Source organism: Flavobacterium glaciei, assembly GCF_003350545.1.
GTDB lineage: Bacteria > Bacteroidota > Bacteroidia > Flavobacteriales > Flavobacteriaceae > Flavobacterium > Flavobacterium glaciei.
In genome coordinates this window covers 34675-52480 of sequence record NZ_QQBA01000016.1, presented here as the reverse complement: position 1 = coordinate 52480, position 17806 = coordinate 34675, and the positions used below count along the sequence as shown (strand labels likewise).

Genomic DNA, 17806 nt, shown 5'->3' with positions numbered 1-17806 from the left:
AAAGAACCTCAAAAATTAGCTTAGCCTAGAACCAGTTTATAGCAGTTCTATAAGGTAAAAAAGAAATGAAAACGGGGTTTTTTCACAGCCTGACGTTCTCGCGCTACAAGCAGTTTGGGATTAAGGAAGCCAAATCTTCGGATAAACACAAATTTTCCAAATACAAGACCAACTTTAAATTAAGCCAAATCCCCAAATTGCTTGTAGCGTGTGTTACCTGCTGGCTTTCTGTTTATTGTGTTATTTTAAATTTACCATATTAATACGAATTTATATGATTAAATAGATACTCTTCTATCAAGTTCATTGGATTCTCAATACCATTGATTAAATCATCATTGTTTTCAGAAATTTCTTTAAGAATATCAAAAATTAATATTTCTCTATACTTGTATAATGTAGGATTGGTCTTTTGTGGTTCTTCTTTTTGAAATTCACGGGTAAGACTTCGTTTGAAATTTTCATTTTTACTATTAAAAATTTCAATTACTTTGTTTTTAAATGTCTCCATATTTTATTTGTTTTTAGCTCTTAAAATTGCATCATTAATCAAACCGCCAATTTTTTCGTTTGCAAATGATAAATCGTCTTTAATGTCATTGTATTGGAGTTCATTTTTTAGAAATTTATTTAATGGCTCTTTCATATCTCTCAATCTTGCACAATCTTCGTAATCTTCATTTTTCAAATCTTTTGCAAGAATTTCATCTATTTTGGAAAGAACAAGCCTAATTTCATTTGGCTTGTTTTTCATTATTTCATCATATAATTCGTCTGAATTGTTTATCATATTTTTTATTTATTAATTTAAAGAGAATGTAAAGCAGTTTTATAATAAGTAAATAGTATTTTGTTTAGCTAATTAATTATCATTATACCTATTTGGTCTTAGTTTTTTTTCTTTTTCCTCAGCTAACTTAATAACCTTTCCTCTCATATCATCTTCTGTTTTCTTCCAATACTCCTTCAACTGTTCACGCTGTTCATAAGTTAGGTTAGATTTTTCATCAATTCCAAGTTGAAATACAACCCAAGCATTGTTATACTGTCGGGAACAATTTTCAAAAACAGCATAACTCTCCAAATCTTTAGCTAAATCCTTGGTACATTCATAAAATTCTTGCGCTCTATAATCCGCTATTTTTTTCCATTCATCTATAGTTAGTAAGTTTTCTTGTTTTGAAAGTATTGATTCAATCTGTGAAGAGTTGTTGTTTGAACTGCCATTTAAATTACGAAATACCTCAGAAATTTTATCTGTTCCAAAGGTGAAAATCATCATTATAATTGCAAAACCAAATATCAATAAAAAATATTTTGGTTTGTTTGATACATTCTGTTTAACTTTTACCTTAACCATTTTCTACGATATTAAATTTATTACTGTATTTGCCCCAAGCTGAATCATATATTAAGCCTAATGAATAGTCTTTTGATTTATCAAGTTCTTCTAATTCATATACGGTTGATTTTATGGACATCAACACTACTTTAATTGAAATGCTTTCGGAGGAGATAGGTATTTGAACGCTAAAACCTTGTTTGGTGGAATGAGTAGAATGCAACACGTTGTTTACAAATAATTGTGTTTTTGCATCAAATAAAAACCATTGCCCTTTGAAACCTACAGTTAATGTTCCTGTTTTATTTTTTTTATTTTCCGTGATAGGTGTTTCTAATGATGATTTTACGTCATCATCTGTTTTTGATAGAATTTCATTTTTCATTTCAGAATATTCTTTTTCTGAAAGAACCCCATCGTCAAGCAGTTGTTTTAGTTTTTTTAAGTTTTCAAGTTTATCCATAGTATTTTAAGTTAAAAATTAATAATGATATAATAATAAATACATCAAAAGATGCGATTTTGATTATGTTTTTTTGGGTTGATAAATATTTGTTTTTTAAAATGAATATCAATGAAATACGAAGTATTATTTGAATTATAATTATTAGAAAAACGAAAGTTGATTGAGCATTAAATTTATTTGCAGTTGAAAAGTCAAACTTCAGACAGTTTCGTAATCCACGAGTTAAACCACACGAACGACATTCAGTACCAAAGATTAATTTATATTGGCAAGAAAAACCAAGATTTAAATACGCAGTTAATAGTGGATACAAAAACATTGATAGCAATATAAATAATAGCATTTTATTAGCTAAATTATACGTTTCAGCAGTATTTAAATTTGTTTTGCTTAATTTCATTCACCCGAATTTAAATAAACAACAATAGCAATTACTCCTAATGCTAATGCAATGTAAGAAAACATTTTATCAAGTTTTGTTGCGTCAACTTTGTTTAAAGTTGTAATTGAAATAATAAGCGAAGTAATTAAACTTGATCCTGCACCAAGTATAATAAAACAAGGTGAAATTGTGATAAAATAAAGAGCCACACCTGAACAGAAGACACTAACTATCGAACCAAAGGCATAGTTGAAACCGGGTCTTTCAGAATTCATTTCTGCAATTTCTAAAGCACTAAAAATTTTATTTCCAATTGTAATTTCATCGCTAGTCATTTCAGCAGGAGAATGAATTTGCTTTTGTCTTATAAATGGTTTTAGTATTTCAATATTTGAATTTGATATATCTTTTATGTTGAGATACTGAATATCTGGAGCTTTAATAAAAATGCCCCCATTATCTGTAAACGATTTTAAACTAATTTTCTCTTTGTCAACATTTTTTTCTATATTATTTTTTGTCTCAGGTTTCTCGGAGTTGGGGTTAATGCTTTGGCTGTTAATTATTTCTGTTTTTAGAGATTCAAATTCTTGTTGTGAAATAGCTCCTGATTTCAACAACTCGTTAAGTTCATTTAATTTGTCAAGTTTATTAGGCATTGTATATAGAATTAAAGTGATTTAATAAAAACAGATATTAGACAGTATGTTGACTAAAATTTGTTAAAAAAAGGAGTGTGGAAAAAATAAAAACAGAGAATTGTTGGTAATGTTTTTCATTATTTGTGGCTTAAATTTTAATGTTTTGCGATATAATTTATTACGTTAGATTCTCGATTCTGATTGGTGCTTGCAGGTAACTCGTTTATACCAGCCATAAAATGGCTCTAATCTACCCAATTAAGGTTGGCTTTATGCCATAGAAAGGTCTAGTATCCATTTAGCTAAAGTATAAAATAAATATTACAAATCATCAAAGGGACTCTTTATTTGTTGCAAACTTTTTGTACTAACGTGCGTGTAAATCTCAGTAGTTTTACTGCTGCTATGCCCTAATAATTCCTGTATGTAGCGCAAATCAGTTCCGCTTTCGAGTAGATGAGTGGCATAGCTATGTCGTAGCCAGTGTAAACTTACGGGTTTGCTTATTCGGGATTTTGTTAATGCTTGTTTGAGTACATTAGATAAACTGCGTTCATCATATTTTGTATTCTCGTTTTGGCCCTCAAATAGCCAAGTTTTTGGTTTATATCCTGTATAATATTCTCGGAGCATTTCTAATATTTTTGGTGACAAAGGAGCAATTCGGTCTTTTTTACCTTTGCTTTGACGAATAATTACAATGCCTCTTTTAGAATCTATATCAGCAGGTTTTAAATTTAAAAGTTCGCTTCGGCGCAAACCACAACTATAAATTAAGCTTAACATCATTTTGTGTTTGATATTGCTATGAGCGTTCAGAATTAATTTTACTTCTTCTTTGCTCAGCACATTTGGTAATAGTTTCGCTCGTTTGGGACGGTGAATTTTATCAATGTCAATCTTGGTTTCTCTTACTGTTATAAAAAACAGCTTTATCGCGTTGATAATCTGATTTTGATACGAAGCCGATAGGTTATTCTTCAAAATATACTCGTTGTTATAGATAATCACATCCTCGTTATTGATCTCAGCAATGGGTTTTTCTCGGTAAAATATTAAAAATGATTTGAGCGCTTCGCTATAGGTTTTTATGGTGCTGGGACTATATCTTTTTGACGATAGCCATTGTATGAATTTCTCTATTTGAATGATTCCCTCGGCGGAAGGAAGAGAATTTTTAAGGGGTTCTATCTTGAAACGTTCTCTATTTTCGATGGTATCGGGTAGGTGCCAAACCGTTTTTTGCTGGCTCCATCGGGCTCCTGCTATTTGCTTGATGCGGGCAATTAAGTCTTGATTTTTTTCAAAATAGACGGCAATTCTACTTTCGCTATTGTGTTTTATAAGTTTTGCTGACCAAGTCATATTGTGTTGATTTTGTGAATGAAAGATAGTGATTTTTGCAAATATTGTTATATTAAATTAAAGTTTCTTAAAGTGTCGAGGCTTTTGCGTGAGGGATAAAAGCGGAAATCCTCCCGATTTTTCTTCGGGAGATTGAAGCGGATAGCCCGACCCGATTTTTTTAGAGGGTCACGCCCAAATTGTTATTTTTAGAATCAGTAGCAGTATTTGTTGGGCACTAATTTTTTAAATAAAAAGGTAGTGGACTTTGCGAAAAACTTTGCGAACTTTGGCGGAAAATTAGAATATGAAAATAAATCCAAAAAACGGAATTGACAAGCTCATTTTCGGAATGAAACAAAATGATGTTACAGCGGTTTACGGCAAACCAGACCGTAATTATAAGGACGAGGATGACAATGTGATTTTTGCTTACAATAAACTAAAAATGCGATTGACGTTCTATGTTGAGGAAGATTTTAAGTTGGGGTATATCGTAGCGTCGAGTCCAGAATTAGAAGTTTTTGGGTATAAAATAATCAACAGAAAAATAAGTGAAGTCAAAAAAGATTTAGCTGTCAAAGGTATTACTAAATTTACTCAGGAAGAGTTTGATACCTTTGAAAACTATTTTAACGAGGAAAACTGGATGATTTTTCAAACAGAATTTGATGAAGTGGTAAAATTTGAGATAGGTGCCATTATCAATCAAAAAGATGAATTTGACTGGAAATTTGGAAAGAAGTAATAGTCTAAAAGTAGTGGTCTGTTTAATTTAGAACTTATATTTCTTACGTGTTTACAATCTAACCATATAAGAAATAGAAGTTCTTGTAAGAGTTAAGTGATTTTTAGAATGATAGTACATAAAAAACCCGTCTCGTTTTTAGGAATGAGACGGGTTTTTTGATGTAAACGAATGTTTTTATTATTAGTTAATTTTAAGAAGTTCTACTTCGAAAATTAAGTCTGAATTTGGTGGAATCACACCACCTGCGCTTTGTTCCCCATAAGCTAAATAGGATGGAATATAGAATTTATACTTAGCGCCTTCTTTCATTAATTGAACACCTTCAGTCCAACCTTTTATTACTTGGTTTAAACCAAAGCTAATTGGTTCACCACGTTGTACGCTGCTGTCAAAAATTTTTCCGTCTAAAAGCATACCCGTGTAATGTACTTTTACATTACTTGATGCTATAGGGGATTCTCCTGTTCCTTCTTGTAATACAATATATTTTAGTCCGCTTGCAGTTGTTTTTGCATTTGAAAATTCTACTGCCACTTTTGGATAAGCTAAAAAGTTAGCTTCAGTATTTTGTTTATATTTAGCTAATTTCTGCTCAACTTCTTTTTTAGCGTCTTCGGCTTTATTGTTAAAATAATCTGCAAACACTTTTGGGGCATCAAATTTCTTAGCCAAAGCGCCTTTTCTTACGATGGTAATTTTTGTAATTACATCATTTTGTGCAATGGAGTTTACCACATTCATACCCTCTGTAACGTGACCAAAAACAGTATGTTTTCCATCTAACCATGGGGTGTCTTTGTGAGTAATAAAAAACTGGCTTCCATTTGTAGCAGGTCCAGAATTAGCCATAGAAAGAATTCCTCCTTTATTGTGTTTTAAATCAGTAATTTCATCCTTGAATGCATAACCTGGACTACCAGAGCCATTACCAGAAGGATCTCCTCCTTGAATCATGAAGTCTTTGATGACACGGTGAAACTTTAAACCATCAAAGAAGGGTTTTCCCTTAAGGTTTTCTTGCGTGACAAATGTATTTTTACCTTCGGCTAGTGCAATGAAGTTTGCTACCGTTACCGGAGTTTTTTTGTATTCTAATTCCAATACAATATCACCTTTGTTTGTAGAAATTGTTGCAAAAATCCCTTCGATTACCGCTGGAGCTTTTACCACAGGTTTTACTGTTGATTTTACTGGCGTTTTTACAGTGGCTTTTGCAGTAGTTACAGGTTTTTTGACAGGAATAGATTTCTTTACCGTTTGAGAATGTACGTTGACCATTCCCAGAAATAATAAAAACAGAATTTTAAATTTCATGTTGTGCGATTTTAAAGGCTTAATTTTTAATATTATTGAGGCATTTTTTCTAATAATTCGATTTCAAAAATGATATTGGCATTGGGTGGAATCACGCCACCAGCACCTGCTGCTCCATATCCTAAACGGGATGGGATAAAAATTACAGCTTTGTCACCAAAAGATAATTGCTCCAGTCCTTCTATGAAACCAGGAATCATGCCATCTTTTTTACCGGCTTGAAATGGGATGGGTTGGTACCCGTTTTGAGCGGCTCTGTTTTCATCATATTTCCCAAATGTTTTAGACACATTTTCTACACTAGCATCAAATAATTCTCCGTCTTCCAGGAAACCTGCGTAGTGAATGAAAACATTAGCGCCATTAGCTGGTTTTTTACCGGCACCTTTCTTTGTGATTACATATTGCAATCCTGTAGGTGTTTTAGTTGCTTTTGCCTTTAGTTCAGCAAATTGTGCTACTTTTTGTTCGCGAACTACTTTGTATTTTTCGTTGTATACTCGTTTGTTTTCTGCGTCGATAGCTGCTTTTTTCTTTTGATTTTCAGATTCTACAGCAAAGTAATCATTGAATATTTTTACAGCGTTGAATTTCTTAGCAGCTTCACCATTTCTGATAATAGTCACCTTAATAATGTAATCATTTTGTACAATTTTGTTCACAACATCCATTCCTTTTTCAACAACATGTCCAAAAATAGTATGCTTTCCGTCTAACCAAGGTGTGGCAAGATGTGTGATAAAAAACTGACTGCTGTTTGTTGTAGGTCCATTATTGGCCATTGCTAAAACACCACCTTTGTCAAATCTTAAATCTGAGAATTCGTCTTTAAATTTATAACCGGTATCTCCAGAACCAGTTCCTAAAGGATCACCAGTTTGAATCATGAATTCCGGAATTACGCGATGAAATTTTAATCCTTCAAAAAATGGTTTGCCTTTAAGGTTTTCATTGGTGACAAATTCATTTTTCCCCTCGGCCAATGTTACATAATTGGCAACAGTTATAGGTGCTTTATCGAAATCTAATTGTACAATAATTTCCCCTTTATTGGTTTCTATTTTTGCATATAAACCATCAGGAAGATTGTTGTGTTCGTCTTTACAAGAGAAAAAGGAAGCAATAACTAGGAATGCGAATAAGATCTTTTTTTTCATACTAATTTTATATTTGTTTTATAATGGTATTTGGTATCGCCATTGTTTTTTATTGTTTTTGTCCCGTTCCGAAACTTCGGGATCGGGATTGAATCATGGCGATTTTATTTCTACTTTTAATTTTATTGAGTTATCGTATCAGTGGGTTTTACAACGGCTTTGGTTTCTAGTTTAGCAGCTGTAGGTATTACTTTAGGCTGAACTTGATTTTCTTTTTTATACTGGGCTTCAGATTTAAAATCACGTAAAGTTACCGTGCAAATTAAGGGTTGATTTGTACCAATTTTTTTGTCGTCACCATGGTAGCCATATCCCATATTTGATGGAAAAAGGAAGCTTACTTTCTCTTTTTTACGCATTAGTTTAATACCATCACGCAATCCCATCATGATGTTTTGTTTGTCTACATAATAGATTTGAGGTCTTAATTCTACTTCAGAATAAATTAAAGCACCTTTTAAATCTTTAATTTCATAGTCAAAAAATGCGACATCCCCTTTTTTTGGATTAAGGGTATCCACTTCATTTTTTATTTCATAAGTGTACCAATATCCTTTCTTGGAAGCAATATATTTTTCATTTAGATTGCTTTTGATTAATGCTTCAATTTGAGTTTCTTCGTTAGCAACGAGTTTTTTATTGCGCGCAATTGATTTTTTCATAAAGCTTCCTGAAGACTGCGATATCGGCTTTCGGGCATCTTGATGCTGCTTACAACTCGAAGCGAGTAGGAATAAAAAGAACCCAAATACGATAAACGTACTAAATTTTGACATCTGTTATATTTTTAGCGTTGTTACTAAACCTTCAAATTTCAGTATCGTTTCTTCCATCGATACTTCTGATTTTCCTCCGGCAGCATTGCGATGTCCACCACCATTAAAATGATCTCTAGCAAATTGATTGACATCAAAATCGCCTTGTGAACGAAATGATATCTTGATGATTTGCTCTTCTTTATTTTCGATAAATATAGCAGTAAAAACGATTCCTTTTATGCTCAATCCGTAGTTTACAATTCCTTCGGTATCGCCTTTTATATAATCAAATGAATTTAATTCTTCTTGAGTAAGCGTAGTGTACGTGGTTTTATGTGCTGTCAATACTTTCATATTTTGAAGCGCTCTTCCTAATATTTGTAATCGTCCAAAAGAACTGTTGTCAAACAATAAGTTTGGAATTTCAGTATTTTCGACGCCCAAATCTATTAATTCGGCCACAATTCTATGAGTAGTTCCAGTTGTTTTTGGGAAACGAAAAGAACCAGAATCAGTAAGAATTCCGGTGTAAATGCAAGTTCCTATTGTGGTATCGATGTCTTCTTTTTTTCCAAGAAATAAAATGAAATTGTAAATCATTTCACAAGTGGAACCAAACGAGGTGTCAGAATAGGTAAATGTGGCATAATCATCAGGTTTTTGATGATGATCAATCATGATAAACGGCGCTTCTAGCTTGGCTAAAACATGTTCCATTTCGCCTGTGCGGTGCAAAGCATTAAAATCTAATGTAAAAATAAGTTCTGCTTCTTCCAGTATTTTTGTGCAGTTTTCTTTGTCTTTTTCGTATATTTTTAATGTCTCTGAGCCGGGCATCCATGCTAGAAAATCTGGAAATTCATTAGGAGAAATCACTGTAGGATAGTGATTGTTTTTTAATAAAAAATGATATAATCCTAAGGTAGAACCCATTGCATCGCCATCAGGGCCTCGGTGTGGGATTATGGCAATCTTTTTTGGAGTTGATAATAACAACTGTATCGCTTGTATGTCTTGTATTTTCATAGATTGCGAAATTACATTTTTTTAATGTAATGTTGAAAACATTTGTGTAATTAACAAACTTTTACAATGTTACAAAAGCTCACTGTTTTTTCTTTTTAATTTTTGATACAAATGGTATTTTGCTCCTTTAACGATTTGAGCATTGTAGATTCCCACTGACCCCGAAGAAAAATATGCTATAATACAAGCAATTCCAATAAAAATGCCGCTTTCTATCCCGAAAAGTTCCATTCCCATCACCGTACAAGCAATGGGCGTGTGGGTTGCTCCCGAAAACACCGCTACAAATCCCATTCCTGCTAAAAGCGCAATAGGCAACGGAACTACAAGCGATAAAGCACTACCTAATGTGGCACCAATGAAAAATAGAGGAGTCACTTCGCCACCTTTAAATCCGGCTCCAAGGGTAAATCCCGTAAAGAGAATTTTCAAAAGAAAATCATACGAAGCATTGGGATTCGAAAAAGAATCAACAATCATAGGAATTCCAAGTCCGATGTATTTTGTGGTTCCAATTAAATATACCGCTACTGCAATGAAACAACCTCCTACAAACGGGCGGAGTGGCGGATACGATATGATTTTAGAAAATAAATGTCCCCAAAAGTGTGTGCTTCTGGAAAAAAGCATAGCGGCTAAGCCAAATAAAACACTTACAAGCAGTACCCAAATCAAAGTGATGAAACTAATTTCTGGTACAAAAGGAATTGCATAATGGGTATGTTGTACTTCCCATAATTCAACCGTGTAATACGCGATGTAAGCAACAAGAAAAGAAAGAATAATGCTCTTGATATTGATTTTACTAAAATAAACAACCTCCAAGGCAAATAATGCTCCAGCTAATGGTGTTCCAAAAATCGAAGCAAAACCAGCGCTAATTCCTAAAATGAGTACTGTTTTTCGGGCTTTATTATCCAGTTTGAAAATTCCAGTAAATTGGTCGGCAATAGCGCCACCCATTTGAACTGCTGTTCCTTCGCGACCGGCAGAACCGCCAAAAATATGGGTGATTAAAGTTCCGAAAAGGACTAAAGGGGCCATTTTTAACGGAATTGTACTTTGTGGATTTTCGTATTCTTCCAGCAATAAGTTATTCCCTTTGACCACTGATTTTCCCCAGTAGTAATAGCTCAATCCTATAATCAAACCGCCTATGGGTAAAAGCCAAATCATAAAGTAATTCTGCTCACGATACTGTGAAACCCAATCTAAAGCGACTAAAAAAAAGGCAGATGCTGATCCAGAAAAAAGGCCTATCAAAACACAAATGAAAATCCATTTGAGTGTGATAAGCATAATTTTTTTAACGTATTCTGTATTCATTACCTTAGTAAGAGAAGTGATTTTTTACAAAAGTATTATAAAACTTCTTTAATTGATGGTTTTTCAGAAGCAATAGCAGTAAATTCGATTTCAACTAAAAATTCAGGTGCTACCAGTTGGTTTATACCATAAAAACCGGTAGTAGGTTTTATGTCTTTAAAAAATTTAGCATGAGCGGTAGCAACGGCTTCAAATGTGGAAATATCTGTTGTAAATATTCGGGTACGAATGACATCATTCATACTTGCATCTAGGTCTTCTAAAACTTTTTCTACGCGTTCTAAAATGTTTAAAGTTTGAGCATGAGCATCGTCAGCTTTTACTTTTTCACCATCAATAATGGCAACAGTTCCTGATACTTCAATTAGGTTTCCTATGCGTACCGCCCGGCAATACCCCATTTTGTCCTCCCATGGTGAACCTGTCAAGATATTTTCTCTTTTCATTTTTAATAGTGTTTAGGTGTTATTTTGCTTTGTTTAAATGCATTTTTTGGTATGGCATAATATTTGCAATTTATAAAAAATAGTGAAGTTAGAAACAGTAATTTTTTAATAAAAAATTCAATTTTCGTATATAATTGTTAGGAATTTTTAGGTTCTAAAACGCAATAAATCTAGAAATTGAAGGTTATTAATGAATATTAAATTAGATTTTAATCAGTCACTTTAATTGACTACTTTTTTTAAAAAATCACGAGCACTTATAAACTAATTCGAAAAAAGTTATGAAAAGGATTTTATATTTATGTATTGCAATTAGTATGTTTTTCAGCGGATATGCTCAGAATGAATTTAGTTCAAAATTTACGCCCATTCCACCCAAAGATAATGCTCCTAAAATAAAAAATGGTATCCTCCCAAAAGTAGATTTACCAAAAAACATAAGTCAAAAAGATATAAAAAAGCAAGAATTTACAGCAGAAGTACCTAAAACCAGCTTATTAAACACGGCTAAAATTATTGATAAACCAGTAAGTTTAGATGTTGTTAATTACAATAGAAACCAAAATTTAGGTAGTTATAAAACGGGTTCTCTTACTGCAAAAGTAAGATATCGCGATGCTGCTTATGTTGATGGTGATAAAATTAGAATATATTTAAACGATAAAGTAATAGACTACGAGGTTGTCTTGGATAGCGTGTTTAAAGGTTTTGAGATAAAATTAGAAAAAGGATTAAATAAGATTGATTTTGAGGCATTAAATGAAGGATTTGCATCTCCTAATACAGCTGAATTTGAAGTGTATGATGATAAGGGAAGTATTATTTCTTCCAGTCAATGGAACCTTGGTACAGATTATAAAGGTACCTTAATACTAATGAAAGATTAGTGATGTTCTTTTTTAAATTCGATAACTAATAAATGTAATTTGTTTTATTTTTGTCGAATAAATAGTGCTTTTAGTATTAAATTTTTAATAAATATTGACTTCTCAATATTCTCTTAATATGAAACAGATTCTTTTTTTAATAATAATAGGTATTGGTATTTCTTCAACAGGCTACAGCCAAATGGAGTTTAATAAAAAATTTAAAGCAATTCCTCTTAAAAATAATGCTCCTAAAATTAAAAAAGTAGTTCCTCCTGAAACTGAGATACCGCCAATTTATACTCCAAATGTTTTTAAAAGTCCTGAAATCAAAACTCCTTCTTCAGTATTAAAGATTGGAGAAGAAAAAACTATAAACATGACTCCAAAAAATGAATTTATTAATCCAGGAGATGTTTATATGGACAAAATGGAAAAGGATTTAGATAAAACACTAGTAAGGCAGGGTTTGAAGGAAGATTCTAGATATTTAGTTAAAATCAATGTCAATTTTGGAGAAATAAGGACTAAATCAGAATACTTTGTAATTAAATATCGTGATTTTGGACAAATTGATGGAGACTTAGCAAAAGCAACAATGAATGGTATTGTTGTAGCAGATAGATTGTTAATGAAAGATAATTTCCAGGAATTTAAAATATTTTTTATCGATGGTTTAAATACATTTGAAATTGAAGCTCTCAATAAAGGTACATTAGGAGGTAATACAGCTGAATTCCAAATTTATGATGCAGAAGGAAAATTTATCAAATCTGATTATTGGGAAAATTGGGATGCAGGAGTAAAAGGTAAATTTATAATTATCAAAGAATAAAGTACATTATTAGTACTGCTGACCTTTTAAAAAGGATCAGCAGTAACTCTAAATTTCATATCTGCTTTTACAGAAATGTCTTGTGTAATTGTTTCTTTGGTTAATACTTCTGTTCTTAATTTAAAACTAGAAGCTTTAATGTATGTGTCTAATTTTGAAGTGGTACATGTCAAATTTAAAGTGTTTGAAGTTGAATTGATATCGTCTAAAAAAGCCAGCTCAATCTCGTCACTATTATTTGTTGATATATAAATATGTATCGATTTCAAAAAAGAAAATGATTTGTTGGCCGGATTTGTTATCGTTAATTTCATCTCACTTAACTTTACATCTTTAACTAATTCAGCGTTTGTATTGTTGTTTTTAAATTCGGTACTGGAATTAGACGGTACGTCTGGGGTAACTAAATTAAAAGCGGTGTTGACAGGAAAGCCGGATGGAATTGTTACTGTTGTTTGATTGTCTAGTGAAAAGGTCAATAGATCATCAATTACATTACACGAGGTAATTAAAAGAAGTGCAGCTACGATTGATAAATAGATTTTTGTTTTCATACTAAGATTATTTTGTTTTATATTAGTTAATTTACTTACGAAAATTATACTGAATAGGTTTTTTTAACGCTATTTAACTTGATTTTTAGATGATAATTTAAGTATTACAAATTAATAGAATATTTTTCAAAAATCAATTTTTCAATTCAAAATATAAAAAGTATTTTTGCGCATGCAACACAACGTACTTATTTTAGATTTCGGATCGCAATATACACAGCTTATTGCGCGTAGAGTTCGCGAATTAAATATATTCTGCGAAATCTTCCCTTACAATCATTTTCCGAGTGATTTATCATCTTATAAAGCAGTAATTCTAGGAGGTAGCCCTTTTTCTGTAAGAGGAGAGGATGCGCCACATCCTGATTTATCTCAAATTAGAGGAAAACTACCTCTGTTAGCCGTTTGTTACGGGGCACAATATTTATCGCATTTTAGTGGTGGAGAAGTAGCTGCTTCAAACACGAGAGAATACGGTAGAGCTAATTTGTCTTATATAAAAGAGAATGAAGTTTTCTTTGAAGGAGTTTCAGAGAATAGCCAAGTGTGGATGAGTCATAGCGACAGTATCAAAGCTTTGCCTACTAATGGTGTAAAACTGGCAAGTACTCATGATGTGGAGTTTGCCGCTTACAAAATTGAAGGGGAGACCACTTATGCAATTCAATACCATCCAGAAGTATTTCACTCTACCGATGGATCGAAAATGCTAGAAAACTTTTTAGTAAAAATAGCTGAAGTTCCTCAAAATTTTACGCCAAATGCTTTTGTTGAGGAAATGGTGGCAGAATTAAAAGAAAAATTACAAGACGATAAAGTCGTTTTGGGTCTTTCTGGAGGAGTAGATTCTACCGTGGCGGCAGTTTTATTGCACCAAGCTATCGGAAAAAACCTGTACTGTATTTTTGTAAATAACGGTTTGCTTCGCAAAAACGAATTTCAAAACGTATTAGATCAATACAAAGGAATGGGATTAAACGTAAAAGGAGTTGATGCTGGTGATCGTTTCTTATCTGAGTTAGCAGGAGTGAGTGACCCGGAAACCAAACGTAAAATCATAGGACGTGTATTTATCGAAGTTTTTGATGATGAATCACACCTTATCGAAGATGTAAAATGGCTAGCACAAGGAACAATCTATCCTGATGTTATTGAATCAGTTTCAGTAAAAGGTCCTTCGGCGACTATCAAATCACACCATAATGTGGGCGGTTTGCCAGATTACATGAAATTAAAAATTGTGGAACCTTTGCGCATGCTTTTCAAAGATGAAGTGCGCAGAGTAGGTGCTACATTAGGAATTGATCCAGAATTACTAGGAAGGCATCCTTTCCCAGGACCAGGATTGTCTATTAGAATTTTAGGAGATATTACGCCTGAAAAAGTACAAATTTTGCAAGATGTAGATGCCGTTTTTATTGACGGATTGAAATCTTGGGGATTGTACGATAAAGTATGGCAGGCAGGAGCTATTTTGCTTCCCGTTAATAGTGTAGGTGTAATGGGCGATGAGCGTACTTATGAGAAAGTTATTGCACTTCGTGCGGTAGAATCTACAGATGGTATGACAGCTGACTGGGTACATTTGCCTTATGATTTCTTGATGAAAGTTTCTAATGATATCATCAATAAAGTAAAAGGAGTCAATAGAGTGGTGTACGACATTAGTTCAAAACCGCCAGCAACAATTGAGTGGGAATAATAATTTAGATTTTAATAGCATCTTTTGAACATCATTGTTTTAATGTTCTTTATAAAACGGTATCAGATTTTTGGAATAAAATTTGATACCGTTCCGTTTTTAATGATTGAATAATTTTATATATAAAATGATGAAATATTTTTTTGCGATTTGTATAACGGCTTTATTTTTTAATAACAGTGTTTTTTCACAAGAAAAAACAACTACGCATAAAGTAGAGAAAGGAGAGACAATCGCTCAGATTGCAATAAAGTATAGCGTTACGCCGTATGATATTTACCAATTAAATCCAGATGCACTAAGTGGTTTAAAACCCAATAGTGTTTTGCTAATTCCAAAAAACAACGGCAGACAAAAAGTTGCAGTTCAAGCTAAGCCAAACACAAAAGGGATTAGCCATGAAGTAGCACCAAAAGAAACTTTGTACGGTATCGGAAAAAAATATGGTGTTTCTGACGAAGCATTAAAACAAGCAAATCCGTTTTTGGAAAAAGATGGATTGCAAATAGGACAGGTACTTACGATTCCTTCCAATGTTGCTTTAAAAAATAACACTCCAGTTCAAACAAAAACTGTCTATCACTATGTACTTCCTAAAGAAACCAAGTATTCAATCGCAAAGCAATATGGAATTACTATTGAAGAATTAGAACGCAAGAATCCAGAAGTAGTATCTAATTTACCTGAAGGATTCAAATTATTGATAAAAGGCAAACCCGAAACTTCGGGACCCAAAGAAAATAAAACAACGGTAGCGGTAGAACCTAAAAAAGAAATTGTAGCTACAACAACAGCTAAAAATACGGTTGCCACGAATTATATGAATTATGTTGTAAAACCAAAAGAAACATTATACAGTTTATCTAAAATGGTTGGTGTAACTCAAGAGGAATTAATAGCTATGAATCCTCTTTTGTCAGAAGGAGTTATTGAGGGTATGGTCTTAAAGGTTCCTGCTACAATTGTCTTTGCCCAAGAAGCTAAAAAGGAACACTCAGAATTGTCTAATAACAACCGAAGTAATGACAGAAAAAAATTAGTATTGCTTTTGCCTTTCAATATTTCAAAAATTGAGGGCGATACAGTCAATTCGACAGCAATGCGTCTCAAAAAAGATAAATTTCTGAACATGACATTGGATTTTTATGCAGGAGCATTAATTGCTATTGATTCTGCTAAAACTTTAGGACTTAATATTGATGTAAGTATATTTGATTCGCAGGAAACAAAAAATAGTTCTAATGTTGCTTCCTTAATAAAAAGCAACGATTTAGAAGATTCAGATGCAATCATAGGACCTTTTTATCAGAACAATGTTGAAAAAGCAGCTGAATTATTGTTGCCTAATCAAGTTCCTGTAATTTCACCATTATCAAAAGAATTAGGAATTTCATACGCTAATATTTTTCAATCTATTCCAGGTACAGAAGCAGTCAAAAATGTCATGTTTGATTACATGCGTTCTAAAGGCGGAAATATTGTTGCAGTTGTCGATAAGAAAAAAGGTTCGGTTATTCAGTTTATCAAAGAAAATCATAAAGATGTACGATTTTCGGCGCTCACTGCAAATGGTGGTGTTTCAGCTGAAAATTTGAAAAGTTTATTTGTAAAAGACAAAATAAACTATGTTGTGATGGAAACAGGAAATACTGGAATGATAAAATCAACAATAGCAGCTATGTTAAGTGCTATGGCTACTTACAGAGTACAGTTAGTCATTCTGGAACCCAATGAAACATTGGATACTGATGAAATTAATTTTGTGAATTTAACTAAATTAAAATTAATGTATCCTTCTGTAACTCGCGAAAACGAATCTCCTGAAGCATTAGTTTTTGAAAAAGAGTTTAAAAAGAAGAACAAAGTTTATCCTAGTGCATTTGCAACGCGAGGTTTTGATGTTACTTTTGATACCATGATGCGATTGTCACAAGACAAGAAATATCAAGAAACGATTGAAACTACAGCTACGGAGCAAGTAGATAATAAGTTCGAATTTTACAAAAAAGAAAACGGGGGCTTTATTAATAATGGAGTGTACGTTTTGTATTATGACACTGATTTAACAATAAAAGAAGCTAATTAAAAGTCTTCATTATTAGGTAATTTGTGTTTAGTAAAGATAGTATAATAAAATAGTAATATTATGACATCAAAAGTAACCTACTTAGGGGATTTAAGAACCTCTTCGATTCATGTACAATCTGGAACAGAAATTCTTTCGGATGCTCCAGTTGATAATAATGGTAAAGGTGAGGCTTTTTCTCCTACGGATACTGTGGCCAATGCTCTGGCTACTTGTATGATGACTATAATGGGGATTAAAGCGCGGGATATGGAGTTAGATTTAAAAGGCTCTACTGCAGAAGTAATCAAAATTATGAATGCAGAACCAAGGCGTATTGGAGCAATAGAAATTGCCTTTGAGATGTATGGAACTGCTGAGGTAAAAAACAGAATGATACTGGAAAGAGTTGCGATGACCTGTCCTGTTTTTCTAAGTTTGCATCCTGAAATAGAGAAACGAATAGATTTTAACTGGAAATAATTAGACTTTTGAAGCAATAGACAAGAAACATAATTGATATATGTTTCTTGTCTATTGCTTTTTTTATTAGAAAATGGATCAAAATCAAAAACAACTCATCAAGTTAGCCCACACCAAAATGCCTTTTGGTAAATACGAAGGAAAGTATCTGATTGACTTGCCTGAATATTATGTGGTATGGTACAGCAATAAAGGATTTCCCAATGGTGAGTTAGGGCAGCAGCTCCAATTAATTTATGAGCTAAAATTAAACGGATTAGAAGAATTAATACGAAATATTAAAAAAAGATACCCAAAACCGCTATAATTTATGAATTCTATAATGTTCTGAATTTTAAATTGGAACGT

General features: G+C 32.6%; 21 protein-coding genes. 7 read left to right on the top strand and 14 right to left on the bottom strand.

Features of this window, described 5'->3' with window-relative positions:
• Positions 1-259 precede the first annotated feature (259 nt).
• The 7 genes from DFR66_RS12370 to xerA form a co-directional block, all read right to left on the bottom strand.
• A complete protein-coding gene (locus DFR66_RS12370) occupies positions 260-511 on the bottom strand; it encodes a hypothetical protein (RefSeq protein ID WP_114755148.1) in 252 nt (83 codons plus the stop codon).
• Positions 512-514: 3 nt separating this feature from the next.
• Positions 515-790 (bottom strand): hypothetical protein, encoded by a 276-nt coding sequence (locus tag DFR66_RS12365; protein ID WP_114755147.1) that lies wholly within the window; start codon positions 788-790, stop codon positions 515-517.
• A gap of 72 nt (positions 791-862) precedes the next feature.
• Positions 863-1360, bottom strand: a complete 498-nt coding sequence (locus DFR66_RS12360) for a hypothetical protein (RefSeq protein ID WP_114755146.1) — start codon at positions 1358-1360, stop codon at positions 863-865.
• Positions 1353-1805: an SHOCT domain-containing protein gene (locus DFR66_RS12355; protein ID WP_114755145.1), complete on the bottom strand. Its 453-nt coding sequence runs from the start codon at positions 1803-1805 to the stop codon at positions 1353-1355. Before DFR66_RS12355 ends, DFR66_RS12360 begins: the two co-directional genes overlap by 8 nt.
• A complete protein-coding gene (locus tag DFR66_RS14185) occupies positions 1798-2127 on the bottom strand; it encodes a DUF2752 domain-containing protein (protein WP_394336355.1) in 330 nt (109 codons plus the stop codon). Before DFR66_RS14185 ends, DFR66_RS12355 begins: the two co-directional genes overlap by 8 nt.
• A 77-nt stretch (positions 2128-2204) precedes the next feature.
• On the bottom strand, positions 2205-2849 hold the full coding sequence (locus tag DFR66_RS12345; protein ID WP_114755143.1) for an SHOCT domain-containing protein: 645 nt from the start codon (positions 2847-2849) through the stop codon (positions 2205-2207).
• 303 nt (positions 2850-3152) lie between these two features.
• Positions 3153-4196, bottom strand: coding sequence for a site-specific tyrosine recombinase/integron integrase (gene xerA / locus DFR66_RS12340; protein WP_114755142.1), 1044 nt, complete (start codon positions 4194-4196; stop codon positions 3153-3155).
• 286 nt (positions 4197-4482) lie between these two features.
• Between xerA and DFR66_RS12335 the strand changes: the two genes are divergently transcribed.
• Positions 4483-4923 carry a hypothetical protein gene (locus DFR66_RS12335; protein ID WP_114755141.1) on the top strand — a complete coding sequence of 147 codons (441 nt, stop codon included), beginning with the start codon at positions 4483-4485 and terminating at the stop codon, positions 4921-4923.
• A 183-nt stretch (positions 4924-5106) separates the two neighbouring features.
• On the opposite strand, the gene DFR66_RS12330 is transcribed toward DFR66_RS12335, so the two are convergent.
• The 6 genes from DFR66_RS12330 to DFR66_RS12305 form a co-directional block, all read right to left on the bottom strand.
• On the bottom strand, positions 5107-6240 hold the full coding sequence (locus tag DFR66_RS12330) for a peptidylprolyl isomerase (RefSeq protein ID WP_114755140.1): 1134 nt from the start codon (positions 6238-6240) through the stop codon (positions 5107-5109).
• 32 nt (positions 6241-6272) lie between these two features.
• Positions 6273-7397, bottom strand: a complete 1125-nt coding sequence (locus DFR66_RS12325; RefSeq protein WP_114755139.1) for a peptidylprolyl isomerase — start codon at positions 7395-7397, stop codon at positions 6273-6275.
• 122 nt (positions 7398-7519) lie between these two features.
• Complete coding sequence (gldI, locus tag DFR66_RS12320) at positions 7520-8173, bottom strand: gliding motility-associated peptidyl-prolyl isomerase GldI (protein WP_114755138.1); 654 nt, start codon at positions 8171-8173, stop codon at positions 7520-7522.
• 3 nt (positions 8174-8176) lie between these two features.
• A complete protein-coding gene (locus tag DFR66_RS12315; protein ID WP_114755137.1) occupies positions 8177-9181 on the bottom strand; it encodes a DHH family phosphoesterase in 1005 nt (334 codons plus the stop codon).
• A 69-nt stretch (positions 9182-9250) separates the two neighbouring features.
• Positions 9251-10480 carry a voltage-gated chloride channel family protein gene (locus DFR66_RS12310; RefSeq protein ID WP_394336354.1) on the bottom strand — a complete coding sequence of 410 codons (1230 nt, stop codon included), beginning with the start codon at positions 10478-10480 and terminating at the stop codon, positions 9251-9253.
• A 62-nt stretch (positions 10481-10542) separates the two neighbouring features.
• Positions 10543-10953: a RidA family protein gene (locus DFR66_RS12305; protein WP_114755135.1), complete on the bottom strand. Its 411-nt coding sequence runs from the start codon at positions 10951-10953 to the stop codon at positions 10543-10545.
• A 281-nt stretch (positions 10954-11234) separates the two neighbouring features.
• On the opposite strand from DFR66_RS12305, the gene DFR66_RS12300 reads away from it, so the two are divergent.
• Together DFR66_RS12300 and DFR66_RS12295 are read left to right on the top strand one after the other, a co-directional pair.
• Positions 11235-11840, top strand: coding sequence for a hypothetical protein (locus DFR66_RS12300; RefSeq protein WP_114755134.1), 606 nt, complete (start codon positions 11235-11237; stop codon positions 11838-11840).
• A 118-nt stretch (positions 11841-11958) separates the two neighbouring features.
• Entirely contained in the window at positions 11959-12654 is a 696-nt protein-coding gene (locus tag DFR66_RS12295) for a hypothetical protein (protein ID WP_114755133.1), read from the top strand.
• A 26-nt stretch (positions 12655-12680) separates the two neighbouring features.
• On the opposite strand, the gene DFR66_RS12290 is transcribed toward DFR66_RS12295, so the two are convergent.
• Positions 12681-13208, bottom strand: coding sequence for a hypothetical protein (locus DFR66_RS12290; protein WP_114755132.1), 528 nt, complete (start codon positions 13206-13208; stop codon positions 12681-12683).
• 172 nt (positions 13209-13380) lie between these two features.
• On the opposite strand from DFR66_RS12290, the gene guaA reads away from it, so the two are divergent.
• From guaA to DFR66_RS12270, 4 genes are all read left to right on the top strand, one after another.
• Positions 13381-14910, top strand: coding sequence for a glutamine-hydrolyzing GMP synthase (guaA, locus tag DFR66_RS12285; RefSeq protein ID WP_114755131.1), 1530 nt, complete (start codon positions 13381-13383; stop codon positions 14908-14910).
• Positions 14911-15037: 127 nt separating this feature from the next.
• Entirely contained in the window at positions 15038-16996 is a 1959-nt protein-coding gene (locus DFR66_RS12280) for a PBP1 and LysM peptidoglycan-binding domain-containing protein (RefSeq protein ID WP_317048676.1), read from the top strand.
• Between the two features lie 60 nt (positions 16997-17056).
• A complete protein-coding gene (locus DFR66_RS12275; RefSeq protein WP_114755129.1) occupies positions 17057-17458 on the top strand; it encodes an OsmC family protein in 402 nt (133 codons plus the stop codon).
• A 73-nt stretch (positions 17459-17531) separates the two neighbouring features.
• On the top strand, positions 17532-17765 hold the full coding sequence (locus DFR66_RS12270; RefSeq protein ID WP_114755128.1) for a DUF3820 family protein: 234 nt from the start codon (positions 17532-17534) through the stop codon (positions 17763-17765).
• Positions 17766-17806: the final 41 nt, after the last annotated feature.